This window comes from Vibrio sp. R10-SG-ISO4, from assembly GCF_059834135.1.
Genome location: NZ_JCBDHJ010000024.1, coordinates 1 through 26,352 on the forward strand (window position 1 = coordinate 1; position 26,352 = coordinate 26,352).

Annotated in this window: 20 protein-coding genes and 1 rRNA gene; 6 read left to right on the forward strand and 15 right to left on the reverse strand. The window is 50.3% G+C overall.

The window, feature by feature from the left end; genetic code table 11:
* The 7 genes from AC6R03_RS17400 to trxA all read right to left on the reverse strand — a co-directional run.
* Positions 1-1,271: ribosomal RNA gene (locus AC6R03_RS17400) — 16S ribosomal RNA — on the reverse strand; the annotation flags it as partial.
* Between the two features lie 477 nt (positions 1,272-1,748).
* The gene (fre, locus tag AC6R03_RS17405) at positions 1,749-2,462 is read right to left on the reverse strand and encodes an NAD(P)H-flavin reductase (RefSeq protein WP_500630709.1); all 714 of its coding nucleotides are present in this window, start codon (positions 2,460-2,462) and stop codon (positions 1,749-1,751) included.
* A 14-nt stretch (positions 2,463-2,476) separates the two neighbouring features.
* Positions 2,477-2,746 (reverse strand): 2Fe-2S iron-sulfur cluster-binding protein, encoded by a 270-nt coding sequence (locus AC6R03_RS17410; RefSeq protein WP_334555476.1) that lies wholly within the window; start codon positions 2,744-2,746, stop codon positions 2,477-2,479.
* Positions 2,743-4,596 (reverse strand): 4-hydroxy-3-polyprenylbenzoate decarboxylase, encoded by a 1,854-nt coding sequence (ubiD, locus tag AC6R03_RS17415; RefSeq protein ID WP_500630710.1) that lies wholly within the window; start codon positions 4,594-4,596, stop codon positions 2,743-2,745. The genes AC6R03_RS17410 and ubiD overlap by 4 nt, the downstream gene beginning before the upstream one ends.
* A gap of 78 nt (positions 4,597-4,674) precedes the next feature.
* A complete protein-coding gene (locus AC6R03_RS17420; RefSeq protein ID WP_500630711.1) occupies positions 4,675-5,667 on the reverse strand; it encodes a hypothetical protein in 993 nt (330 codons plus the stop codon).
* 105 nt (positions 5,668-5,772) lie between these two features.
* On the reverse strand, positions 5,773-7,032 hold the full coding sequence (gene rho / locus AC6R03_RS17425) for a transcription termination factor Rho (RefSeq protein WP_334555481.1): 1,260 nt from the start codon (positions 7,030-7,032) through the stop codon (positions 5,773-5,775).
* Between the two features lie 199 nt (positions 7,033-7,231).
* Entirely contained in the window at positions 7,232-7,558 is a 327-nt protein-coding gene (gene trxA, locus AC6R03_RS17430) for a thioredoxin TrxA (RefSeq protein WP_053440774.1), read from the reverse strand.
* A gap of 112 nt (positions 7,559-7,670) precedes the next feature.
* On the opposite strand from trxA, the gene rhlB reads away from it, so the two are divergent.
* Together rhlB and gppA are read left to right on the forward strand one after the other, a co-directional pair.
* A complete protein-coding gene (rhlB, locus tag AC6R03_RS17435; protein WP_334555473.1) occupies positions 7,671-8,972 on the forward strand; it encodes an ATP-dependent RNA helicase RhlB in 1,302 nt (433 codons plus the stop codon).
* 7 nt (positions 8,973-8,979) lie between these two features.
* Positions 8,980-10,485, forward strand: a complete 1,506-nt coding sequence (gene gppA / locus AC6R03_RS17440; protein ID WP_500630712.1) for a guanosine-5'-triphosphate,3'-diphosphate diphosphatase — start codon at positions 8,980-8,982, stop codon at positions 10,483-10,485.
* A 131-nt stretch (positions 10,486-10,616) separates the two neighbouring features.
* Here gppA and AC6R03_RS17445 read toward each other — a convergent pair whose 3' ends face one another.
* The 3 genes from AC6R03_RS17445 to recQ form a co-directional block, all read right to left on the reverse strand.
* Entirely contained in the window at positions 10,617-11,285 is a 669-nt protein-coding gene (locus AC6R03_RS17445) for a 7-cyano-7-deazaguanine/7-aminomethyl-7-deazaguanine transporter (RefSeq protein ID WP_500630713.1), read from the reverse strand.
* Between the two features lie 256 nt (positions 11,286-11,541).
* Positions 11,542-11,856 carry a DUF3630 family protein gene (locus AC6R03_RS17450; protein WP_500630714.1) on the reverse strand — a complete coding sequence of 105 codons (315 nt, stop codon included), beginning with the start codon at positions 11,854-11,856 and terminating at the stop codon, positions 11,542-11,544.
* Positions 11,849-13,684, reverse strand: coding sequence for an ATP-dependent DNA helicase RecQ (gene recQ, locus AC6R03_RS17455; protein ID WP_500630715.1), 1,836 nt, complete (start codon positions 13,682-13,684; stop codon positions 11,849-11,851). Before recQ ends, AC6R03_RS17450 begins: the two co-directional genes overlap by 8 nt.
* Before the next feature lie 152 nt (positions 13,685-13,836).
* Between recQ and rarD the strand changes: the two genes are divergently transcribed.
* Both rarD and AC6R03_RS17465 read left to right on the forward strand, forming a co-directional pair.
* Positions 13,837-14,766, forward strand: a complete 930-nt coding sequence (rarD, locus tag AC6R03_RS17460) for an EamA family transporter RarD (RefSeq protein WP_500630716.1) — start codon at positions 13,837-13,839, stop codon at positions 14,764-14,766.
* Between the two features lie 10 nt (positions 14,767-14,776).
* Positions 14,777-15,448: a LysE family translocator gene (locus AC6R03_RS17465; RefSeq protein WP_500630717.1), complete on the forward strand. Its 672-nt coding sequence runs from the start codon at positions 14,777-14,779 to the stop codon at positions 15,446-15,448.
* A gap of 828 nt (positions 15,449-16,276) precedes the next feature.
* Here the strand turns inward: AC6R03_RS17465 and uvrD are convergent.
* Positions 16,277-18,448, reverse strand: coding sequence for a DNA helicase II (gene uvrD, locus AC6R03_RS17470; RefSeq protein WP_500625325.1), 2,172 nt, complete (start codon positions 18,446-18,448; stop codon positions 16,277-16,279).
* 154 nt (positions 18,449-18,602) lie between these two features.
* Positions 18,603-20,645: an oligopeptidase A gene (gene prlC / locus AC6R03_RS17475; protein WP_500629610.1), complete on the reverse strand. Its 2,043-nt coding sequence runs from the start codon at positions 20,643-20,645 to the stop codon at positions 18,603-18,605.
* A gap of 284 nt (positions 20,646-20,929) precedes the next feature.
* Between prlC and AC6R03_RS17480 the strand changes: the two genes are divergently transcribed.
* Together AC6R03_RS17480 and gorA are read left to right on the forward strand one after the other, a co-directional pair.
* The gene (locus AC6R03_RS17480) at positions 20,930-21,769 is read left to right on the forward strand and encodes a 23S rRNA (adenine(2030)-N(6))-methyltransferase RlmJ (RefSeq protein ID WP_500630718.1); all 840 of its coding nucleotides are present in this window, start codon (positions 20,930-20,932) and stop codon (positions 21,767-21,769) included.
* A gap of 94 nt (positions 21,770-21,863) precedes the next feature.
* Positions 21,864-23,219: a glutathione-disulfide reductase gene (gene gorA, locus AC6R03_RS17485; protein ID WP_500630719.1), complete on the forward strand. Its 1,356-nt coding sequence runs from the start codon at positions 21,864-21,866 to the stop codon at positions 23,217-23,219.
* 39 nt (positions 23,220-23,258) lie between these two features.
* Here the strand turns inward: gorA and AC6R03_RS17490 are convergent, their stop codons facing one another.
* From AC6R03_RS17490 to AC6R03_RS17500, 3 genes are all read right to left on the reverse strand, one after another.
* Complete coding sequence (locus tag AC6R03_RS17490) at positions 23,259-24,191, reverse strand: SPOR domain-containing protein (RefSeq protein WP_500630720.1); 933 nt, start codon at positions 24,189-24,191, stop codon at positions 23,259-23,261.
* A 163-nt stretch (positions 24,192-24,354) separates the two neighbouring features.
* On the reverse strand, positions 24,355-25,293 hold the full coding sequence (locus tag AC6R03_RS17495; RefSeq protein WP_487903369.1) for an ABC transporter permease: 939 nt from the start codon (positions 25,291-25,293) through the stop codon (positions 24,355-24,357).
* A gap of 1 nt (position 25,294) precedes the next feature.
* Complete coding sequence (locus AC6R03_RS17500) at positions 25,295-26,272, reverse strand: ABC transporter permease (protein ID WP_334555460.1); 978 nt, start codon at positions 26,270-26,272, stop codon at positions 25,295-25,297.
* Between the last annotated feature and the right edge of the window lie 80 nt (positions 26,273-26,352).

Here is a 26,352-nt window from a genome sequence, read left to right on the forward strand (position 1 = left end):
GCCGCCCTCTGTATGCGCCATTGTAGCACGTGTGTAGCCCTACTCGTAAGGGCCATGATGACTTGACGTCGTCCCCACCTTCCTCCGGTTTATCACCGGCAGTCTCCCTGGAGTTCCCACCCGAAGTGCTGGCAAACAAGGATAAGGGTTGCGCTCGTTGCGGGACTTAACCCAACATTTCACAACACGAGCTGACGACAGCCATGCAGCACCTGTCTTACAGTTCCCGAAGGCACCAAAGCATCTCTGCTAAGTTCTGTAGATGTCAAGAGTAGGTAAGGTTCTTCGCGTTGCATCGAATTAAACCACATGCTCCACCGCTTGTGCGGGCCCCCGTCAATTCATTTGAGTTTTAATCTTGCGACCGTACTCCCCAGGCGGTCTACTTAACGCGTTAGCTCCGAAAGCCACGGCTCAAGGCCACAACCTCCAAGTAGACATCGTTTACGGCGTGGACTACCAGGGTATCTAATCCTGTTTGCTCCCCACGCTTTCGCATCTGAGTGTCAGTATCTGTCCAGGGGGCCGCCTTCGCCACTGGTATTCCTTCAGATCTCTACGCATTTCACCGCTACACCTGAAATTCTACCCCCCTCTACAGTACTCTAGTCTGCCAGTTTCAAATGCAATTCCGAGGTTGAGCCCCGGGCTTTCACATCTGACTTAACAAACCACCTGCATGCGCTTTACGCCCAGTAATTCCGATTAACGCTCGCACCCTCCGTATTACCGCGGCTGCTGGCACGGAGTTAGCCGGTGCTTCTTCTGCAGCTAACGTCAAATCCATACGCTATTAACGCATGAACCTTCCTCACTGCTGAAAGTACTTTACAACCCGAAGGCCTTCTTCATACACGCGGCATGGCTGCATCAGGCTTGCGCCCATTGTGCAATATTCCCCACTGCTGCCTCCCGTAGGAGTCTGGACCGTGTCTCAGTTCCAGTGTGGCTGATCATCCTCTCAGACCAGCTAGGGATCGTCGCCTTGGTGAGCCCTTACCTCACCAACTAGCTAATCCCACCTGGGCATATCCTGACGCGAGAGGCCCGAAGGTCCCCCTCTTTGAGCCGAAGCTATTATGCGGTATTAGCCATCGTTTCCAATGGTTATCCCCCACATCAGGGCAATTTCCCAGGCATTACTCACCCGTCCGCCGCTCGACGCCCTTAACGTTCACCCGAAGGCTTCAGTTAAGTCGTTTCCGCTCGACTTGCATGTGTTAGGCCTGCCGCCAGCGTTCAATCTGAGCCATGATCAAACTCTTCAATTTAAGATTTTGTTCGGCTCAATGAATACTGAACATTACATAAAGTAATGTTTGAATTGACTGTGCTGAGTCCGAAGACTCAATGGTCACTTCGTATCATTGAAACCTAAATTGTTTCCGAAGAAACTATTTGGATTATCATCAACGAGTGCCCACACAGATTGATAGGTTTATATTGTTAAAGAGCGTTGCTTTGAGCTTTACCTCGAAGCGGAGGTGCATTCTAACGAGTTAATTTGAAGAGTCAAACACTTTTCAAATTTATTTTCTTAAGAAGCTTTTACCTCTTTAACACTGCTGAAGCCTTGTGGCGACTGCCGTGTCAGTGGATGCGCATTATAGGGAGTTGATTCGATAGCGCAAGCCCTATTTGAAAATAATTTAAAAAAACAGGCTGTTCGCTGAAATTGTGGCCGAAAGGGCAAAAAAGAGAGCATTTTGCTCTCTTTTTAACCACCCTTTGGTAGGGAAATTTATCGATTAGATAAAAGCATACGCATCCGCAAACATACGATCACTCTTCGCATCTCTGTGTTGTGTGAAGCGCTCACGCGCGGCGCCGGCCATTTCAAAGCGCCCTGCGATATAGATATCAAACTCGGCGAGTGAGTCGAAATCATCTTCCACCGCTTGAAGGACGTTACCTACCTTTCCATGCCATTCGACTTCTGGCGCTTCCACCACTGGAATAAAGTGTACATGGCGATGTTGCTCTGCAATGGCTGCCAACTCTTGTTGAGCATACAACTGACTTTGATCTCGCGCTCCCCAATAAAGATAGATGTCATTCTCTAGAGATTGAGATAAGCAATGATCGAGAATGGAGCGCACATAACTGAAGCCAGTTCCTCCAGCAATCAATAATAGTGGTCGCTCGCTATTTTGTTGTAGCCAAGCATCGCCGTGTGGTGCATCTATGGTGATGTCGCTTTGGGTTTGCAGCGCGTGTTGCATCATTTCCACTACTTCAAGGGCGTAAGCGTTATGTTCCGCTGCGCCGATATGAAGTTCAAGTTCCCCTTCATGGCGGCACGGGCTACTGGCAATAGAAAAAGGGCGATTATCTTTCTCACCCATCACGACAGTAAGGTATTGGCCAGCTTTGAACGCAACCGGCTGTTGTGGATGAAGCAAAATTTGAAATGTATTCGCAGCTAACGGCTGAATAGACTTTACTTTACATTGGATTGTCATGGTATTCCTCTAACTCACTCCTCTAGAGTAAGTTCTAAATGACTCGTTGCGAGAGCCTGACAAGCGAATATCCACCCTTCTTGCTGCTCTTTCTCTGTCAGCATAGGTTCTAATTGATACTTCACTGTTCCTTTTATTATCCGGCACAAACAGGCTGCGCATGCACCGACCTGACAACGGTGTGGGAAAGGTAATTGATTGTTGAGCGCCCCTTCCAGCACCGTTTCTCCCTCTTGCACGTCAAACGCGATTGCCCCTGGGTGCAAGATGACTTGATACGTCATAGGATACCTAACTCGGGCCAAATAGCATCGATTTTTGCCACTAAGTCCGGATCTTTCTTGATAGGCGTGCCCCACTCGCGCATCACTTCAAGCCCTTCGATTTTATTGGTGGCATCAAGCACTAAGCATGACGATTGATTATCTGTCGCTGCAATACGTAGGCTGTCGCGCGATGGATCCATCCGTGTTGTCACCGCCCAGATAACGTCGTTCCAGTCTTGAGCATCGACATCGTCATCACAAAGAATAATGAACTTAGGTCGCGTGTGCTGCGCTAACCACTGATGGGTGTGGTGTCCGAGTGACGCTGATTCTCCAGCCTGCTGCTTATTCATCGTCACAATGGCCACGCCATCACCGTGGGCGCTTTCTGGAATATGTATCGTTCGGACGTTGTCATTCTGAGCAATAAATTGACGGATGGCGTCCTGTGATAGCCTAGCGCTGGCGGGCAACTCGGCTCGACCCACACGTTCTGCATCCCACTTCACTGTCGCATCGAGACCCATCTTGGAACCTAGACCCGCGACTGGCGATGCAAAATCAAGGGAATCGATCGGGGTATCTTCAATGAATAAACTATCACGAAGCGGATCGACATGCTGGCTCATCGCCGCGACGACACTGCCCCAATCGCGGGCATCGACAGATTCATCGCACACGATGACAAACTTGGTATACATGAACTGGCGCAAGAAAGACCACACACCCATCATGACGCGCTTCGCGTGGCCCGGGTACTGCTTCTTCATCGTCACCACCGCCATGCGATACGAACACCCCTCCGGCGGTAGGTAAAAATCTTCAATCTCCGGGAACTGCTTTTGCAAAATCGGCACAAACACTTCATTCAACGCCACCCCAAGCACAGCGGGCTCATCGGGCGGGCGGCCAGTGTAGGTACTGTGATAAATGGGATTTTGACGCATTGTAATGTGCGTCACGGTGAACACATGATGCTGCTCTTTTTCGTTGTAATACCCGGTGTGATCACCGTATGGACCTTCATCGGCAAACTCATTTGGGTCGATGTACCCTTCCAATACGATCTCTGCACTCGCAGGAACATCGAGATCGTTACTCACCGATTTCACTACTTCGGTTTTGCTGCCCCGCAATAGACCGGCAAAGGCATACTCAGACAAGGTATCTGGTACCGGCGTAACGGCGCCAAGTATGGTGGCAGGGTCCGCACCAAAGGCGACAGAGACTGGGAACGGTTTACCTGGATGCGTCTCCATCCAATCACGTAGGTCAAGTGCGCCACCACGATGCGCGAGCCAGCGCATGATCACCTTGTTTTTAGCGATTTTTTGCTGACGATAAATCCCGAGGTTTTGTCGTTTTTGCTTGGTGCCACGCGTAACCGTCAATCCCCAGGTGAGCAGCGGCGCCACGTCTTCTTGCCAACAACTCATCACGGGGATTTTATCGAGATCGACCTGCTCACCTTGCCAAACGATCTCCTGACACGGTGCGCGACGCAAGCGTTTCGCTGGCATGTTCAGGACTTGCCGAAAGACAGGTAATTTTTCGAGCGCGTCTTTAAACCCTTTAGGGGGCTCGGGTTCTTTCAGGTAGGCAAGCAGTTTACCCACTTCCCGCAACTCTTTGACTTCCTGACGCCCCATGCCAATCGCGACACGTTCTGGCGTACCAAACAGGTTGGTAAGGACAGGCATGGAGTAACCGATGGGGTTTTCAAACAACAGAGCAGGACCACCCGCACGCAGTGTTCGGTCACTGATCTCTGTCATTTCATAAGCGGGGTCAACCGGGTGAGTAATGCGCTTAAGCTTCCCCTTTTGCTCGAGGAAGTCGATAAAGTCTCTTAAATCCTTAAAACTCATGGGCTTTTGCTGGCTGATTAATATCGCATCAGTATATCAAAAACCTCGCCCGTCCGATCCCCCTTTTTGTGCAGGGTCTTATTGGGTTAACACACTCAAAATGGCATGACTGCGTACGGTTTGGTTGGTCTTGGCTAACTCTTCAAGCCAGCTTCGATAACCTTGATTGGCGAGCGCGCTTGCCACCATTGACGCCTCTTCACGAATGGCCATTTTGGCGATAAGAAATTCCTTCACCTCTGGTGACATCGGTTTAATGCGCGTTAACGCCTCAATCGCCGATGCTTTCAAGGCAGGATTCGTAGATGCACGCATGATTTGCTGCAGAGCAAACTCGTCGCCCACATCAGCGAGCCTCGCCAGTTCTTGCTGGCTATTAAAGTCCGCTTTGGTTAGCCAGATCAGTTTGTAAACACCTGGGTCTTCACTGACTTGCGCCAAGCGCACCATGACTGCCGATGAAGGAAGCCAACTGGTGACCGTTTGATCTGTCAGCTGCGCCGCCAATGCTAAGACCGCTTGCTGAGACAAGGTATCTAGCTCGCGGATGAACAAGGACTCTCTCATCTGCACCTGATAGTCGCTGCCCGATAACCACTGTTTCAGATTCAGCTCCTGACGCTCTGCCGCTAGCACAAATTCCAATGCCGATTGCCCCTGCTTCCACTGCTTCAGCAGACGACTCGCAATCGCCGGATAATTAAACGCGGGGGTTGAAAACTCATAACCATCACCGACCTCCAAAACTTGATAGGTAGGTACGCGACGTTTTTGCTGCTCAACAAACAAAGCCATTTTCGACGTGAGCGCTAACTCTTGATCTTCAAACTTTTTCAATAATAGATAACGCGCCACTTCCTGCTGTGGGAGTGACAAACGATCTAACGCAAATTTGAGTGTGTCGATATTGTCTTCGATGGCGTATTGCAGCAGCTCAGCCACTTTCAGTTCAATGTGCTCATCGGCGAGCAACGCTTGCGCTCTTTCCGGCTCCATGGGTGTTGCCGAGACGGGGTGAGCCACCAGTAGAGATGCCGAGAGGAGAAGTGACGACAACATTCCTTGTTGCATGTTAACCTCCTTGTAACATTTCACTTATTGTGGATAGGAATAGCGGAGAATGCAAATAAAAACGCCACCCGGGTTGGGTGGCGTTCATTTATTCAAACTTGCTTATTACTGTCTGCGCATGGCATCGAAAAATTCATCATTGGTCTTGGTCATGGCCAACTTATCAATGAGGAATTCCATCGCATCGGTTTCACCCATTGGGTGTACGATTTTGCGTAGGATCCACATTTTTTGCAGCTCTTCGTTTTTCGTCAGTAGCTCTTCACGACGAGTACCAGAGCGGTTGAAATCGATCGCAGGGAAGACACGCTTCTCGGCAATCTTACGGTTCAGGTGAATTTCCATGTTACCTGTACCTTTAAATTCTTCGTAGATGACTTCATCCATCTTAGAACCGGTATCGACCAGTGCTGTCGCTAGAATCGTTAAGCTGCCACCTTCTTCGACGTTACGTGCCGCACCGAAGAAACGCTTAGGACGGTGTAGTGCGTTTGCATCGACACCACCCGTTAGAACCTTACCCGATGAAGGCACAACGGTGTTGTAGGCGCGCGCGAGACGCGTAATCGAATCAAGTAGGATCACCACGTCCTTCTTGTGTTCAACCAGACGTTTCGCTTTCTCGATCACCATTTCTGCTACTTGTACGTGACGAGACGCTGGCTCATCAAACGTCGATGCGACCACTTCACCTTTGACTAGGCGTTGCATCTCTGTCACTTCCTCTGGACGTTCGTCGATAAGAAGGACCATCAGCACACACTCAGGGTGGTTGTAAGTGATGCTCTGAGCGATGTTTTGCAGCAGCATGGTTTTACCCGCTTTTGGCGGAGCAACAATCAGACCACGTTGACCTTTACCAATCGGTGACGCGAGATCCAAAACACGTGCCGTAATATCTTCCGTCGAACCGTTACCACGCTCCATCACCATACGCTCATTGGCGTGCAGTGGCGTCAAGTTTTCAAATAGAATCTTGTTACGCGCGTTGTCTGGCTTATCATCATTAACCGTATTGACTTTCAACAATGCAAAGTATCGTTCCCCATCTTTTGGCGGACGAATTTTACCTGCAATTGAGTCACCCGTGCGTAAGTTGAAACGACGAATCTGACTCGGTGACACGTAGATGTCGTCCGGACCTGCGAGGTAAGAGCTGTCTGCGCTGCGCAGGAAACCGAAACCGTCTTGCAGTATTTCCAGAACCCCGTCGCCGAAAATATCTTCACCACTTTTAGCATGCGCTTTCAAGATAGCGAAGATGATGTCTTGTTTTCTTAGGCGAGCTAGGTTTTCAAGGCCCAAGCTTTCGCCAAGTTTGACAAGATCAGACACAGGTCTGTTCTTCAGTTCAGTTAGATTCATGGTGGTGGATACTTGTTTAGTCAAAATAAGGATCTGTTATTTAGTTAGATGAATTTGGTCAGAGGATCGACCAAAGAAGAGAACTTGTTTAATTAACGTGCGATAAATTAGCACTAAATACTAGACTAGTCTAGATTTTGTTGGCCTTCAAAAACAAAACCGTGCATCGGTTAAAATGCACGGTCTTAGCTCGGTGGACTTATAGGTTGGCGTCCAAAAACTCTTTCAGTTGAGTCTTAGACAGCGCACCAACTTTGGTCGCTGCGACGTTACCATCTTTGAACAGAAGTAACGTTGGAATACCACGGATACCAAACTTAGGCGGTGTGCCTGCGTTCTGGTCGATGTTCAGTTTACCGATAGTGAGTTTGCCTTCGTACTCGTCTGCGATTTCGTCCAGAATCGGCGCGATCATTTTACATGGTCCGCACCATTCTGCCCAAAAATCCACAAGAACCGGGCCTGCAGCATTGATTACATCAGCATCAAAACCATCATCAGTTAGCTGCAAAATTTTATCACTCATCTTCCACTCCAATGTGTTTTTTCTGAACTGGTTGGATGATAACCAGTATTTAGATGCCCTATTGGAATGTATTTACTTTCGTATTGCAAGCTTAAGCTGATATTCTATAGCAATGAAAAAGACGCATATCACAGAGCAAAAGTTCGCCGATTTGGGTTTACACCCCCAAGTTACTGAAGGATTGGAGAAAAAAGGGTTCGAGTTTTGTACCCCTATCCAAGCCTTGGCGTTGCCGGTACTGCTCACCGGCCAAGACATCGCAGGACAAGCTCAAACAGGGACAGGCAAAACCCTGGCTTTCTTGACTGCTACTTTTAACCATTTGTTGACCACGCCTGAGCATGACGGCCGCAAACCGACACAGCCGCGTGCCATCATTATGGCGCCGACTCGTGAGCTGGCGATCCAGATCTATAATGATGCGGCGCCATTGGTCGAAAGCACAGGGATCAAAACCGCCCTTGCCTACGGTGGCGAAAGCTACGACAAACAACTTGCGAAACTTGAGCAAGGTGTGGACGTACTGATCGGCACCACAGGTCGTATCATCGACTTCTATAAGCAGCGGGTGTTCAACCTTAACAATATCCAAGCTGTGGTGTTGGATGAAGCCGATCGCATGTTCGATCTTGGCTTTATTAAAGACATTCGTTTCCTATTCCGCCGCATGCCAGAGCCAAAAGAGCGTTTGAACATGCTGTTTTCTGCCACGCTGTCATACCGCGTGCAAGAACTCGCTTTTGAACACATGCACAACCCAGAGCATGTCGTGGTCGAGCCGGAACAAAAAACCGGTCACCGTATAAAAGAAGAACTGTTCTACCCTTCTAACGAGCACAAAATGGCGCTGCTGCAAACTCTGATTGAAGAAGAGTGGCCAGACCGTGCTATCGTGTTTGCCAACACCAAGCACAAATGTGAATCCGTATGGGGACATCTGGCCGCTGACGGTCATCGTGTCGGCCTACTTACTGGTGATGTTCCGCAGAAGAAGCGCGAGAAGATTCTTGAGCAATTCACCAAAGGTGACGTCGATATTCTGGTTGCTACCGATGTCGCGGCGCGCGGTTTGCACATTCCGCAAGTCACGCACGTCTTTAACTACGATTTGCCTGATGATTGTGAAGATTATGTCCACCGTATCGGTCGTACTGGTCGTGCGGGCGCAAGCGGTCACTCTATTAGCTTCGCTTGTGAAGATTACGCGATCAATTTGCCTGCTATTGAAGAGTACATTGAGCACACGATCCCACAATCGGATTACGACGCAAGCGCTTTGATTCAAGACCTGCCTGCACCGATTCGCATGCGCAGCAACAAACCTCAGCAACGTCGTACAAACACCGGTGGCTCGCGTAACAACAACCGCCGTAACAACAACCGCTCTCGTTCACGTCAGCAAAAGGATTCTTAAGTCGTCTATGAGTCAAGCCGTCTCCTCTCCGCTCTACGCTGCCATCGACCTCGGGTCGAACAGTTTTCACATGCTCGTTGTGCGTCATATCGATGGCAGCGTTCAAACCATGGCTAAAATCAAGCGCAAAGTGCGCCTTGCCGCTGGCCTAGACGAAAACAATGCTCTGAGCCTAGACGCCATGCAGCGCGGATGGGACTGCTTGCGCTTGTTTGCAGAGCGATTGCAAGACATTGAACCGGATAATATCCGCATCGTCGGCACCGCGACCTTAAGAACGGCGACCAACGCCGAGCAATTTCTTGCCAAAGCCAATGAAATCTTAGGTCACACGATCGAGGTCATCAGTGGTGAGGAAGAAGCGGCCACTATTTATAAAGGCGTTGCGCACACCTCCGGTGGTAGCGGACGTCGTTTGGTGGTCGATATTGGTGGCGCCAGCACTGAACTGATTATCGGTGAAGGGTTTGAAGCCAAAGCGCTCACCAGTCTAAAAATGGGCTGCGTGACCTGGCTTGAGAAGCACTTTAAAGATAGACAGTTGACAGCCAGTAACTTTGACAACGCCATTTCGGCGGCCAAGCAGACGCTGCACCCCATCTTGGAGCAATACCGCGCGCTGGGTTGGGATGTGTGTGTCGGCGCGTCCGGCACGGTGCAAGCTTTGCAAGAGATCATGTTAGCGCAAGGGATGGATGAGGTGATCACCCACCCGAAACTCAAGCGCTTACAAAAGCAAGCCATGCGCGCTGACCACCTCGAAGAGCTGGATATCGAAGGGCTCACTTTCGAACGGGCGCTGGTATTTCCGAGCGGCTTGTCGATTCTCATTGCGATTTTCGAGTTGTTAGAGATCGAGGCAATGACACTGGCCGGCGGCGCACTGCGCGAAGGCTTAGTGTACGAAATGGTCGATGAACTTAAGCAAGACGACATACGTGCGCGCACCATTACCAGTGTCCAAACGCGATACCAATTGGATGTCGCCTACGGTGAACAAGTTGCGCAGCAAGCCAATACCTTACTCACTCAATGCGAGCAAGGCTGGATTACGGAAGACCAAGGGGTGGTACTACTCGATACCGCCGCTAAGCTGCATGAAATTGGCCTGACGATCGACTTTAAAAAAGGCGGCGAGCACGGAGCGTATCTCCTTCAGCATCTCGATTTGCCAGGCTTTACCCGTGCGCAGAAGCACCTGTTGGGTGAGCTCACTCGTCGCTATCGTGAACAGCTCTCCTCACTGCCTGAGCAGCACGCGCTCTCTGGCACCAGTGCCAAGCGTGTGTTGCGTCTACTCAGACTGGCCGTGCTGTTAACCCATCGCCGTAATCCACAACTTGCGCCAGATGTGGTGTTAACCACCGACGGTGATAAGCTGACGCTGACCTTGGACCCACTCTGGTTAGAGCAAAACCCACTCACCAGTGCGGAGCTTGAAATTGAAGCGAACCGCCAGAGTGATATTGGCTGGCCCTTGGTGATCACGACCCGCGCAGTGGCGGCCATCTAAATTACGTCGCCGCGCAGCACAGAGTTGAAAGCAGCGCAGAGATCAAAAAACCCGAGACGTTATCGCCTCGGGTTTTCTTTTATCTGCAGATCGATGCCTCTCATCAAAACCATCGATACCATGCCAAAATGCTAGTTAGCACCCACCACTTTAAAGTCTGGGTTCACGGCGGTCAGCTTCTTAACCAAGTAGTTCAGTAGCACCCCATACATAGGCACGAACAAGCCAAGACTGATAATCAGTTTAAAGCCGTAGTCCACCAGCGCGATTTCCGTCCAATGCTCAGCCATAAACGGATCTGGGCTTTGGTAAAACGCAATCGCAAAAAAGGCGATGGTATCAAGTGCGTTGCCAAACAAAGTCGAGCAGGTCGGCGCCACCCACCACTGCTTCAACTGGCGCAGACGATTGAACACGTGCACATCGAGGATTTGTCCGAGTAGGTAGGCCATGAAGCTGGCGACCGCGATACGCGCAACAAACAGATTGAGCTCGCCGAGCTGAGCGACACCTTGAAACTGCCCCTCGAAAAAGAGGACAGACAACGCATAAGAAACCGCTAAGGCCGGCAGCATCACCAAGAAGATAATTCTACGTGCCAATGCCGCGCCAAAGACACGGACGGTGAGATCCGTGGCGAGAAAAATAAAAGGAAAGGTGAACGCGCCCCAAGTGGTATGAAAACCCATAACCGTAAAGGGCAGCTGCACGAGATAATTGCTCGATGCAATGATAACCAAATGGAACAGAACTAACAGAAAAAGGGCTTTGCGCTGCTGCGCAGGAGTAAAGTGATTCATACGATACCTTTTTAGTTTGGTTTGGGGGTGAGGGAACCCAAATTGAACCTCTTCATCATGAAGTGGCTCAGACCAACAATGTCTATGCTCAATAATGGCACCCTGCCATTATCACGGCCGGCGATTATACATTAACCAACCCGCGCCGCAAGCGCCCAACCAAAGGCAATCGTTCACGTACCGATTTCGGCGACGCATCAGCCACTTCAGCGCACATGACTATTCGTTAGTAGGCAGGAAGTTAAAAAACTGGCCGTTAAAAACCACGTTCAAACAGCGCTGCTAAAAAATCACACTCCGGCTGAGATTGCTCAACCACCAAGGATTCTAGCCAAACACTTTCACTGTAGTGTTCCGCTCTGAGAACCAACTGGCAGCCTTCAAAATCAATCAACCAAGTGTGGATGTCTGCATCCCACTGTTTCTCTATTACCTTGGCCGACAGTAGGCCAACCAAACGCTCGGCCAACTCTGGAAAGGTGTCAAAATCAAATCGAGGCGTACGCAAAATCAATCGCCCCTGATCCGCTTGATACTCAATCAAGCCAAACTCGCTGTGCTCATTAGCCATGGTGCGTCAAATGCTCCTGAATCAAATCAAGGAAAGGATCGGCATATTTCTCCAGCTTGCGCTGACCAACGCCATTCACTGCCAGCATCTCGCCGTAAGAGGTTGGCAAGATCTCCGCCATATCCATCAAGGTCGCATCACTGAAAACAACGTAAGGTGGTAAGCCATCTTCATCGGCAATCGACTTTCTTAGTTTACGCAGCTTAGCAAACAGCTTCTTATCGTAGTGTTTATTCGCCAGCTTATCCGAACGTGCAGCACGCGCCGCGGTGTCTAACCGAGGGACGGCTAGTTCCAATGTGCGCTCACCTTTGAGTAGTGGGCGCGCTTCTTCGGTTAATTGCAACGTCGAGTTGCGTGTGATGTTTTGGCTTAACAGTCCTTTATGGATCAACTGTCGGAAAATACTCACCCAGTAGTCGTGACTATTCTCGCGCCCAAGTCCGTACGTCGAGAGTTGGTCATGACCGTTTTCTCGAATACGAATGTTTTGCATGCCGCGCAGCACTTCCACCACATAACCAATACCGAAGCTTTGATTGACCCGGTAAACACAAGAGAGTGCCTTTTGCGCTTGTTCCGTGGCATCGAAATGTTTCGGCGGATCGAGGCAGATATCGCAGTTGCCGCAAGGCTCTTGTCGATACTCACCAAAATAGTTAAGCAGTACTTGGCGGCGACAGGTTTGCGCCTGTGCAAACGCGCTCATGGCATTCAGTTTGTGCGCTTCGACTTGCTTTTGCGGCCCCTCTTCTTTTTCATCGAGCATGCGACGCAGCCAGCCGATGTCAACGGGGTCATAGAGCATCATGGCTTCTGCTGGTAAGCCGTCTCGACCTGCACGACCGGTTTCTTGATAGTAGGACTCAATATTGCGCGGAATATCAAAGTGGACCACAAAGCGCACATTGGGCTTATTGATCCCCATGCCAAACGCGACCGTGGCGACGACTATTTGAATATCATCGCGCTGAAAGGCTTCTTGTACATAGGCGCGCTCGTCGGCGTCTAGCCCTGCGTGATAACTGGCGGCGCGCAGCCCGTTATTGCACAGTTTTTCGGTCACCATCTCGACCTTTTTACGGCTACCACAATAGATGATGCCGCATTGACCGCGTTGCTCATCCAAAAAGCGCACGATTTGTGAGACCGGCTTGTGCTTTTCCACCAGCGTGTAGCGAATATTCGGTCGATCAAAACTGCCCAAATAGATGTGTGGCTCGTTCAGCTGTAAACGGTGAGTAATATCGCTGCGCGTTGCTTCATCAGCGGTTGCCGTTAACGCCATCACAGGAACCTGTGGAAACCATTGCTTCAACTGACCTAGCGCGGCGTATTCCGGGCGAAAGTCGTGTCCCCACTGGGAAATACAGTGCGCTTCATCCACGGCAATCATCGCCAGCGGCAAGTTCTCTAACCGCTCGACAAAATCACGCATCAACACACGTTCCGGCGAGACATAGACCAGCTTAAGCGCCCCAGAGTGCATGCGATTGTAGACAGAGGTAAGCGCCTCTCTCGCCATCGTCGAGTTAATACACTCAGCAGCGACGCCATTGGCTTTCAACTGATCCACTTGGTCTTTCATCAAGGAGATCAAAGGCGATATGACTAAGGTCAGCCCCTCTTTGAGCAGCGCCGGCACTTGATAGCACAGTGACTTACCGCCGCCTGTTGGCATAATGACTAAGTTGTCTTGACCGTCTAGCGCGGTATCAATCGCGTCACGTTGACCTTCTCGAAATTCGTGGTAACCAAACACCTTTTCCAAGACGCTCTGAGCGGTTTCGATAGAATCAGGTTGCTGCGCGATCAGTGTGGCTGTCATTACGCTCTCTGTTGGGATAAGTGGGGTGGAAAAATCGAGCGCTTATTGTAGTTGGGAATAGCGGTGAATAAAACTGCAAAGTGCTAGGTGATTCTCAATCCTATTCGTATACTACTCGTTTGATTTCATAATTCTGTGTTGAGAATCATCCAATGACAACCGACGAACAGCAACGCGCGCGGCAAGGTGTCCTCCTTGCGATTGGTGCCTACACCATGTGGGGAATCGCGCCAATTTACTTTAAGACCATTAGTGAGGTCTCTGCGATTGAGATTTTAAGTCACCGTGTTGTCTGGTCTTTTTTCCTGTTAGCGCTACTGATTCATCTCAGCCGAGGCTGGAAGACCGTACGCGACGTGCTGACATCCAAAAAGAAAATGACCTACCTCGTCACCACGGCCACCTTGGTTGGGGCCAACTGGTTGATTTTCATCTGGGCGGTGAACGCCAATCATATGCTCGATGCCAGTCTTGGCTACTACATCAACCCGTTAATTAATGTGGTGCTCGGCATGCTGTTTCTCGGTGAGCGCCTGCGAAAATTGCAGTGGTTTGCTGTCGCACTCGCCGCCTGTGGTGTATTGGTCCAGTTGGTTGCGTTTGGCTCGGTACCGATTGTCGCCATTGCGCTGGCGATGAGCTTTGGTTTTTATGGCTTGCTGCGTAAAAAAGTCAGCTTAGATGCGCAAACGGGGTTGTTTATCGAGACCTTAGTGATGCTGCCTGCCGCTGCGATCTATCTTATCGGGGTTGCCGACTCCGCCACCTCGAACCTGAGCCAGAATCCCTTAGATCTCAATCTGCTCCTTGTTGCTGCGGGTATCATCACTACCCTACCGCTGCTCTGCTTTACGGGCGCCGCGACACGATTAAAGCTCTCAACGCTGGGGTTTTTCCAATACATAGGCCCAAGCCTGATGTTTATGCTCGCCGTGCTTGTCTATGGTGAAGCCTTTACGCCAGACAAAGCCATCACCTTTGCCTTTATTTGGGGTGCACTGGTCGTATTTAGCTTCGACGGTTTAAAAACCAACCGCCAAAGCCGCCGCGCCGCCAAACTGTTAAACACGAAACAAGCCTAACGTTACCGACATGAATGAGATCACTTTACTTGCTACTCTAGCGACGGTTCATTTCATCGCCTTAATGAGCCCGGGCCCCGACTTTGCGCTTGTGGTGCAAAATGCCACCCGTTACGGGCGCCAGACCGGATTTTTTATCGCGCTGGGCCTCTCTTTCGGCATTCTCTTGCACTCGCTGCTCAGCCTGACTGGGGTGAGCTATCTGGTGCATCAGCAGCCAACCCTATTTTCGCTCGTGCAACTTGCCGGCGGTAGCTACCTCTTATATCTCGGCGTAGGCGCACTAAAGGGAACATGGGCGCGCATTCAATCCTCGCAGGGCGCAGCGCAAGATGATGCCACCTCTGAACAAGCACTCTTGGTCAACAAGCGTCACGCCTTCTCCAAAGGCTTTGCGACCAATATTCTCAACCCCAAAGCGTTGGTCTTTTTTGTCAGTTTGATGTCCAGCCTGGTGCCTGCCAGTATGTCGCTGGGCGGCAAAAGCGCTGCACTGTTGATTTTATGGGGCCTCTCGCTCGCTTGGTTCTCCTTCTTGGCCTGGATGCTGTCAACGCAGCGTATGCAGCGCAAACTGAAATCATTGAGCCTCTACATCGACGCATTATGCGGTCTGATGTTCAGCGGCATCGGCCTTGGCATTTTATGGCAATCAACTAACGCCATCGCCATGCTCTTTTAGCTCTGCTCAGAATAACCACTCATAAAAAATGGCCATAACGGCCATTTTTTGTTTATTTATTCACTTCTAACGCATCTTAGGGCAAAAAGTTGCGCTCGATCACAATCGGTGTCTCGTCAATGATCGGCGATCGTCCAGACATCTTGTGCGAGATCTCTCACAAGCTAGTGAGTCAAACTCTCTTTTTGTCTAAGAAAATTATCAATTAAAAATCATAAATCATTGTTTTAACTTGATATGTGTGAAATTTCGTCAATTTTTTTTGCCTCTTATCGTTTTTCTGACGTTGCTGAACTTCGCCAAAGTCTTAATATGAACTCTGTCGGAAGGATGCTGACACGGAACAGGAAATCACCACGGATTCGGTGGTCTTCAGGATGAAGATACGGTTGCTTAGGATGAGTAATCGGCATGGAAAGCAAATTGGACATTGAACGGACGCAATAGTAGCTAGGATGGTTACTACTAAGGATGGGAAATGGACACCTCTGGACGAGGCATGGAACGATCATCAGGATGATGAAAGGGACACCGCTCAGGGAACAAGCGAAGTGAACTAACGAGGAACGTTAGTAGACCAGGATAGGGTCAAGGACACCGCTAGGATGGCGATGAAAGGACTACGCTGAAGGACGTCAGCATACTATCAAGGATTTGATGCATGGAGCACTTTTAGTAGCCGGATTGCTGCGAGTAAGACTATAACCCCGATGGGCGCAAGCCCTCGGGGTTTTTCTTTGTGTGAAGAAAGTGATTAGGTTCTAGTGCCTAGTTCCTAGAGGGGGTACTCGGGGAGTATGTCTAGGAACTTAGGGTCGATGGGGCAGATTAGAGCTTTTCGAGTTTCGCGTACGCGGTAACGAGCCACTTGATCCCTTCACCATTAAAGGCAACCTGAACGCGACTTTGCGGGCCACTGCCTTCAAAGTTGATGATGGTCCCCTCACCAAATTTAGGGTGCATCACTCGCGAGCCAAGGCTAAAGCCGGTTTCATTGAAGTTCTCTTTGACCGCCGTTTGGCTAAAGCGACCACTGCTGGTCGGGCGACTGACCTGTGCTTTCATTCGCACTTCGTCCAAACAATTTTCGGGTAGCTCACGAATAAAACGCGACGGTTTGTGGTACTTGTCTTGACCGTATAACCGGCGCATTTCGGCGTAAGTAATGTAGAGCTTTTGCATCGCACGAGTCATGCCGACATAACACAGACGACGCTCTTCTTCGAGTCGCCCTGCTTCCTCTGCAGACATCTGGCTTGGGAACATCCCCTCTTCAACACCGACCATAAACACCAGCGGAAACTCCAACCCTTTGGCGCTGTGCAGCGTCATTAATTGCACCGCATCGTCAAACTCATCCGCTTGCCCTTCGCCCGCTTCCAGTGCAGCGTGGGTCAAAAATGCCGTTAACAGCGTCATCTCATCCGCTTCTTCTGGCTTTTCAAATTGACGAGTTGCAGTGACCAACTCCTCCAAGTTCTCTATGCGTGCCTTGGACTTCTCACCTTTCTCCTGTTCGTACATGGCGTACAAACCGGAGTATTTGATCACATGGTCGGTTTGCTCATGCAATGGCATCTCTAGGGTGTCATCTTCCAGCGCATTCACCAACTCCACAAAGCGGCTTAATGCGCCAGCAGCGCGGCCAGCAAGGACTTTATCTTCCAGTAAACGTACGCTCGCTTCCCACATGGTGCAGCCTTGATCGCGGGCAGCAAAACGGATGGTTTCCAGGGTTTTATCACCAAGGCCACGGGTAGGCGTGTTCACCACTCGCTCAAACGCCGCATCATCATTGCGATTGGCCATTAATCGTAAGTAACTCAAGGCATCTTTGATTTCTTGGCGCTCGAAGAAGCGCATGCCGCCGTAGATGCGATATGCGAGCCCAGCTTGAATCAAGGCTTCTTCCAGAACACGTGACTGGGCGTTGTTGCGGTAAAGCATCGCGGCATCCACCAGCGCCCCGCCGTTCTCTTGCCACTCTTTAATTTTGTTGACCGCAAAACGCGCTTCATCAAGCTCGTTGTACGCCGAGTAGACAGAAATAGGCTCGCCTTCACTGCCCTCCGTCCACAGCTCTTTGCCCATACGCTCAGTGTTGTTGGCGATCAGCGCGTTGGACGCCTGCAAAATGGTTTTGGTTGAGCGGTAGTTCTGCTCAAGACGAATGGTATTGACGCTTGGAAACTCTTGGGTGAACTTTTCAATGTTCTCGATTTTCGCCCCGCGCCAACCGTAGATGGACTGATCGTCATCGCCGACGATCATCACGTGCGAATCTGGGCCAGCCATCATTCTCAGCCAAGCGTATTGAATGTTGTTGGTATCTTGAAACTCATCGACCAGAATATGCTTAAAGCGCGCTTGGTAATGCTCGCGGATGTGCTTCTTATCACGCAATAGCTCATGGGCACGCAGCAAAATTTCAGCAAAATCGACCAAGCCGGCGCGATCGCACGACTCTTGGTAAGCTCGATAAATTTGTAGATAGGTTTGGGTTATGGGATCGTGGTAAGCATCGATGTGCGCCGGTCTCAGGCCTTCATCTTTTTTACCGTTGATCCACCAAGCCACTTGACGCGGTGGCCACTGTTTTTCATCCAGATTTTGCGCTTTGATTAATCGGCGCAATAGGCGCTGCTGATCATCACTGTCGATGATTTGAAAATCTTCAGGCAGTTTGGCATCTAAGTAGTGCGCGCGCAAAATGCGGTGGCAAATCCCATGAAACGTGCCGTTCCACATCCCCGAGGCGCTGCCCATCATCAACTCTTCAATTCGGCCACGCATCTCCGCCGCGGCTTTGTTGGTGAAGGTCACCGACATGATCGAAAACGGCGACGCTTGCTCCACAGACATCAACCACGCAATTCGGTGGACCAGCACGCGGGTTTTACCACTTCCGGCGCCAGCCAGCACAAGCAGGTTTTCTAAAGGAGCGGCAACAGCCTCGCGCTGTTTGTCGTTGAGACCGTCGAGAAGTAAAGAAGGATCCATGGGGGACTCGGCTACTGGTTATCTATACATGAAAAATGATTATAACCTAAACAGCCTTGCCATTTCAGAAGAAAAATCAGAAAAAGCACGATGAAAAACAGGAGGCGCTTGGCCTCCTGTTTCCCGTGTGATACAGCGTTGTGATGCGACCGTGTTATGCGGCAATCCCTGCGTGACGTAACAAAGCATCAATCTCTGGCTCACGGCCTCTGAAGCGCTTAAACAGCTCCATCGGCTCTTCACTGCCGCCCATCTCTAAGATGTGATTCAAGAAGCTCTGACCCGTTTGCGGGTTAAAGATCCCCTCTTCTTCAAACTTCGAGAACGCATCTGATGACAGCACTTCGGCCCACAAGTAGCTGTAGTATCCCGCGCTGTATCCACCCGCAAAGATATGACTAAAGCTGTGTGAGAAGCGGTTCCACTCTAGGCTTGGCAGTACCGCGACTTTCGCTTTGACCTGTGCAAGGGTTTCAAGAACACGTGGACCAACCTCTGGGTCGAATTCAGTGTGCAAGGTGAAGTCAAACAGACCAAACTCTAGCTGGCGAAGAATGAACATCGCGGACTGGAAGTTTTTCGCGGCCAGCATTTTGTCGAGCATGGCTTTTGGTAAAGGTTCGCCGGTTTCGTAGTGACCAGAAATGAAGGCCAGTGCCTCCTCTTCCCAGCACCAGTTTTCCAGGAATTGACTCGGCAGTTCCACCGCATCCCAAGGTACACCGTTGATGCCAGACACCGAACCTGTGTCCACTTGAGTCAACATATGATGGATACCGTGACCAAACTCATGGAACAAGGTCACCACTTCATCATGGGTAAACAGCGCTGGCTTATCACCCACCGGACGATTGAAGTTACAGGTCAAGTAGGCCACTGGGGTTTGCAGCTCACCGTTGGCGTTGATGCGGCGCACACGGCACTCATCCATCCACGCACCGCCGCGTTTGTGTTCACGGGCGTACAAATCGAGATAGAAGCTGCCACGTAAGGTGTCATTGGCATCGAAAATATCAAAGAAGCGCACCGACTCATGCCAAGTTTCCACGCCTTGGCGCTCCTCAACACGCATACCAAAGACACGTTTGAGCACTTCAAACAGACCACTGACCGCTTTGGATTCAGGGAAGTACGGACGCAGCTCTTCATCTGAGATTTGGAACAGGTGCTGTTTCTGTTTTTCGCTGTAGTAAGCGATGTCCCATAAGTTGAGCTCTTCAACGCCAAACTCTTGCTGAGCAAACTGACGCAACTCTTCCACTTCACGCTCACCTTGTGGCTTCGCTTTCGCGGCTAAATCATTGAGGAAGCCAAGCACTTGCTCAGGGCTCTGCGCCATTTTCGTTGCAAGCGACTTTTCACTGTAGTTATTGAAACCCAGCATACGCGCCACTTCATAGCGCAGTTTGAGCAGCTCACTGATAATCTCGCTGTTGTCCCACTCTCCCGCTTTCGGGCCGCGATCAGACGCGCGCGTCACGTAGGCTTCATACATCTCTTGGCGCAGCGCTTGATTGTCACAGTAGGTCATCACCGGCAGGTAGGAAGGAATGTCGAGGGTGAGCAGATAGCCGTCTAACTCTTTCGCTTGCGCAGCGGCTTTCGCGGCGGCGAGCGCCGACTCTGGCATGCCTGCCAACTCAGCATCATCGGTGACGTGCTTGCTCCAACCCATGGTCGCATCTAAGACGTTGTTCGAGAACTTTGAGCCCAGCTCTGACATACGCTTGCTGATCTCACCATAACGATGCTGCTGATCAGCCGGCAAACCAATACCAGACAGCTCGAAGTCGCGCAGGCCATCGGTGATGGTTTTCTTTTGTGCTTGCGTTAGAGTCGCAAACGCTGGGCTGGCTTTGATCGCTTTGTAGGCATCAAACAGCCCTTTGTGTTGACCTACCCAAGTGCCATATTCCGACAACAGCGGCAAGCAGCTTTCGTACGCCTCACGCAACTCATCACTGTTGACCACAGAGTTCATGTGACTCACTGGCGACCAAATGCGGCTTAAACGGTCATCCACCTCTTCAATGGGCGCAATCACACTCTCCCAAGTCGGTGCGTCGTTGCCGGCCAGCACTTGGTCGATTTTAGCGCGGCACGCAGCAATCGCGTCTTCAACTGCTGGTTTCACATGTTCTGGTTGGATGTGAGCAAAAGGCGGCAGATCGGTAAACGTCAGCAATGGGTTAGACATAAGCATTCCTTTTTTGTTGGCAGACGAGCTGAGATGTTCGTCGGGTCTTATAGAATAGATAGTGCCCCGAGAGGACTTTTTCAATAGTCATCGACCGCTAAGTTGTTGCCAATTCTTACGATATTCGCGTGAGATAAGCACAAATCGGCAAGTCACGACTTTTTGTTTACCTAGCCGACAAAGGCACAGAGAAAGACAAGCAGCCCGGCGTCGGTGCGGTTATACTCTCCCACATCGCTTTTTGGGAAATAACTATGGCCTAGGGCCATTTAGAGAGAACCGTTTTGCTAAGCTATCGTCACAGTTTTCACGCAGGTAACCATGCCGATGTGGTTAAACACATTGTGCAAAGCCTGATCCTTAACTCGCTCAAGAATAAAGACAAACCGTTTGTGTATCACGACACGCACTCCGGTGTTGGTCGTTACGATTTGACCCACGAATGGTCAGAGAAGACAGGTGAGTACAAGCAAGGCATCGCGCGGGTATGGGCACAAAGTGAGAGACCTGAGGCGATTCAGAGCTATCTTGATGCCATCACGAGCTTAAACAACGGTGAAGGACTGCGCTACTACCCTGGTTCACCACGCGTCGCCCGCGCCCACCTACGCCCACAAGATCGCATGCTACTGACCGAACTTCACCCTAGTGACTACCCATTGCTGCAACAAGAGTTTCATCGTGATCGCCAAGTCAGCATTTTTAAAGAGGATGGTTTCCAGCGTCTCAAAGCCAGCTTGCCGCCGCAAGAGCGCCGCGGCCTAGTGCTCATCGACCCACCCTATGAGCTAGCCAAAGAATATCGCGATGTGGTTCAGGCTATAGCACAAAGTTATAAGCGCTGGGCTACCGGGATTTATGCGATTTGGTATCCTGTGGTCAACCGCTGCGACATTGAAGATATGATTGAAGGTCTAGAAGGACTCGGGATTCGTAAAATCTTGCAAATCGAGCTTGGCGTCTCTCCAGATACCAATGAGCGCGGCATGACGGCCTCTGGGATGATTGTCATCAATCCCCCTTGGACATTGGAAAGAGACATGAACGACATTTTGCCTTTCCTCAAGGAGGCAATTGCCCCCGTCACAGGCCACTGGAAAGTCGATTGGATTGTTCCTGAGTAGCCTTGGCAAAGTCAGACATTTCGCTGCGATGGATTGAGTTCAACCAGTTCATCCTCATATACATAATAATCAGCTAAAAAATTTGGAGAAAGTAATGGCGACTCATTTTGACTATATCTGTATCGGTGGTGGTTCTGGCGGCATCGCATCAGCGAACCGCGCGGCCATGTACGGTGCAAAAGTAGCCCTAATTGAAGCTCAAGACCTAGGCGGTACCTGTGTCAATGTTGGTTGTGTCCCTAAAAAAGTGATGTGGCACGGCGCGCAAATCGCAGATGCGATGAACCTTTATGCCGAAGACTACGGATTTGACATCGATGTCAAAGGCTTCGATTGGAGCAAACTGGTCGAAAGCCGCCAAGCGTATATTGGCCGCATTCACCAATCTTACGACCGCGTATTGGGCAACAACAAAGTTAACGTCATCAAGGGCTTTGCGAAATTCGTTGATGAGAAAACCGTCGAAGTGAATGGCGAGCACTACACCGCTGATCATATCCTGATTGCCGTTGGTGGTCGTCCAACCATTCCTAATATCCCAGGTGCAGAGTACGGCATCGACTCAAACGGCTTCTTCGAGCTTGCTGAGCAGCCAAAACGCGTTGCGGTGATTGGCGCTGGCTACATTGCCGTCGAGATTGCGGGTGTGCTTAACGCTCTCGGCACGGAAACTCACCTGTTTGTTCGTAAAGAGTCGCCGCTACGCAGCTTTGACCCAATGATCATCGAGACCTTGGTAGAAGTGATGGAAGCTGAAGGGCCAGCACTGCACACTCACTCCATTCCAAAAGAAGTGGTGAAAGAAGCCAATGGCAGCCTGACACTTCACCTTGAAAACGGTCATACACACAACGTTGACCAGTTGATCTGGGCTATCGGCCGTCATCCTGCCACGGACGCGATCAATCTCGCTTCAACCGGTGTTGAAACCAATGAGCGTGGCTACATCAAAGTGGATGAGTTCCAAGCGACCAACGTGCCAGGAATCTACTGTGTCGGTGACATTATGGAAGGGGGCATCGAGCTAACACCAGTGGCGGTTAAAGCCGGTCGCCAACTCTCTGAGCGTCTATTCAACGGTAAAACAAACGCTAAGATGGATTACAACCTTGTCCCGACCGTAGTGTTTAGTCACCCACCTATCGGCACTATTGGTTTAACCACCCAAGAAGCCGAAGAGAAGTACGGCAAAGAGAATGTGAAAGTGTACACTTCTGGCTTTACCGCCATGTACACCGCAGTGACTCAGCACCGTCAGCCATGCAAAATGAAACTCGTGTGTGCGGGAGAAGAAGAAACCGTAGTCGGTCTACACGGCATTGGCTTTACCGTGGACGAAATGATTCAAGGCTTCGGCGTAGCAATGAAGATGGGCGCCACCAAAGCTGACTTCGACTCTGTGGTTGCGATTCACCCAACGGGTAGCGAAGAATTCGTTACCATGAGATAAGTCACTGATATTTAATAAAAAGGACGCATCGCGTCCTTTTTATTTCACGCACATCACATTAAGCAGAGAGGTGCCTTTTAACTGGTTGACCTTGCCACTGGCAAAAAGTCCAGTGCGTCCGCTTCCCCAGTAGGGCAAATGCATCGGCCACTTATTCGGGCCCATATGTTCAGCCGCCAATAGATTTTGCCACTCTTGCTCACTGGCAAGACGCATTCCCAAACGATAACAGGTTTTGTAGGCGTCTTCATAGTTCATGCGATTCCACGGCAAGCCATGTTCCATATAGAACTGATCATTACCAAACATGGTATAAGGTACCTTGTACTCTGCGCCGTTAATGCTCGCGGATAGTCGGATAAGGATTTCATCTTGAGGCTCGCTATTTGCCCTCTCGACATTCGCTGACTCTGTTTTTAAGGGAATCGGCACAGGCAGTACCGTGGTGTGTTGAGTCTGCGTTTTTGCTGTGGATTTAGGTGAGGGTTTGGCTTTTTCGACAGGCTGAGTCTTACGCTTAGCGGCGGAGGCTTTCGGCGGTGCCCCTTTGACAACTTCACGAATAAACGCTTCTTTGTAGCCGGGCTCACTTTTCACCTTCGCAAGATCTGCGCGCGCCTTGGCAAACTCATCGTACGGGCCAATTAAGCAGCGTACCCCTTTGCCTTCTGGTTTTGCCCACACATCAGTGGAAATATGCTGGTACAGCACCTTCGCTTTATCCAATGATAACGGTTGGCTGAAGACACCACACTGAATCCAAAAGCTCGATTCACTGCCCTTAGGTTTAGTGCCCCATAGACCATTGCCGATAGGACAGGCCGCATCGAGCACTGGCAACTCGGTATTTGAGGCCTGTGTGGCATCACAGAGAAATTCTTCAGCACTGACTGAACTGGTCGACAAGGAGACAGTGAGCCACGCGGCAACACTCAAAAGCGGTAACATGGTTCGTTTCGGCTTGACTGCCATAATGATATCCAATCCCTTATTCTTTCGCCTAAAACCGGGCGTCTAATCCACGCCACTAGGGTAAACCATACACTGTTGAAAAAAGATGAATGCAAAAAAAGAGCCGTAATCGGTTACGGCTCTTAGTGTAGTGATGTTTTTGTAGTCAGATCTTAGGCTTAGATCACCCTTTGTAAATTTTGGGGTTAAATACATCACGTAACCAGTCACCCAACAGGTTGATGACCAATACCAGTGTCACCAACACAATGCCTGGGAAGGCGGTAATCCACCATGCACCGGAGAAGATGTAGTTAAAGCCAATGCTGATTAACGCACCCAATGATGGCTGATCAACCGGCAAACCTAATCCTAGGAAAGAAAGTGCCGCCTCGGACATGATCGCATTCGCCACCTGAACGGTTGAGATAACCAAGATGGGTGACAAACAGTTCGGCAAAATATGACGGAACATGATACGTGGCGCTTTAAAGCCCATCACACGTGCCGCTTCGACGTACTCTTTCTTCTTCTCTGCCAACACCGATGCACGAATCGTCCGCGCATATTGCGGCCATTCAGCGACACCAATGATCACCACCAGCATGATCACCGCATACTGACTGTAAAAGTCACTGCCGAAGCTGGCTTTAAAGATGGCAGAGACAATGATGGCCACCATCATGGTTGAGAACGACAGCTGCACATCGGCAAAACGCATCAAGAAACTATCAATACGACCGCCAAAGTAACCCGCAGACAGCCCAATCACGATGCCAAGTAGCAGTTGCAGACCCACCGCCAAGAAGCCGATGGTGAGAGACAAACGTGAGCCATACAAAATGGTCGATAGGATGTCACGGCCTTGCTCGTCGGTACCAAGCACAAAGCGCTCTTCCCCGCCGTCCATCCACGATGGAGGCAGTTCTGAGTCCATAATATCAATCGATGACAAATCATACGGATCGCTTGGCGCAAGTACGGGCGCGGCAATCGCGACAATCAAGAAAATCATAAAAATGCTGAAACTTGTCATCGCGACTTTATCGCGCTTGAAGTAGTACAAGAAATCAGACTGTTTGAAACGCTCCCAATGAGAAGGAGCTGCGGCTGTTTGACTCATGTTATGCTCCTTTTCCTGTCAGATTAACCGTTGGGTTGATGATGCCGTAGAGTAAGTCGACAATCGTGTTGGTCACCACAAAGATAAGACCAACAAAAATTACGTACGCCGTAATCAAAGGTGTATCGACTCGGTTGATCGCTTCAAGGAAAAGAAAACCCATCCCAGGCCACTGGAACACCGTTTCCGTCAAAATGGTGTACGCCACCATAGTACCGATTTGTACCCCACCCACAGTCAACACCGGTAGCATGGTGTTTTTCAGTGCGTGTTGGTAATAGATTTTGTTCATCGCCAAGCCTTTAGCTTTAGCGAACTTGATGTATTCCGAGCTCAGCACTTCCAGCATTTCAGAGCGAACCAGGCGAATGAAGAGTGGCAACATGATTGACGCCAGAGCCACACACGGCAAGATCAGATGCGCTAAGCCGTCTAAAGTAAAGTAGCCAGACTCCCAGCCGAGCCAGTTCGCCGTCTCACCGCGACCATAGGAAGGCAGCCAGCCAAGTTCGATGGAGAACACATACATCAGCATAATTGCCGTCAAAAAGACCGGAATCGAGATGCCGATACTGCTGCCTGCCATCACCACTTTAGTGAAGAAACTTTTTGGATGTATCGCCGAGTACACGCCAAGAGGAATCGACATAACGATGATGATCATCGTTGCACCAAACACCAACTCTAACGTCGCTACTAGCTTATCGAGAATCACGTCCACTGCAGGACGCTTGAAGAAGTACGATGTACCGAGATCGCCTTGCAGCGCAGCGCCGACAAAACGAGAATATTTGGTAATGAAGGGATCATTCAGGCCTAATTCATCACGCAGCGCTTGGCGCTCCGCCTCTGAAACAGACTGGCCCACCAACTCACGCAGTGGATCACCTAAGTTATCCTGAATGGCAAACGCCACTAGACTGATCACAAACATCACTATCAGTGCCTGAAACAGGCGCTTGACCAGAAACGAAAACATTCCTTGCCCCTTAACTTTCCATGGATTTCAGCCTTGCTAAAGCAGAGGGATCTGCTCGCAAAATTCAGTCTTAATGATGG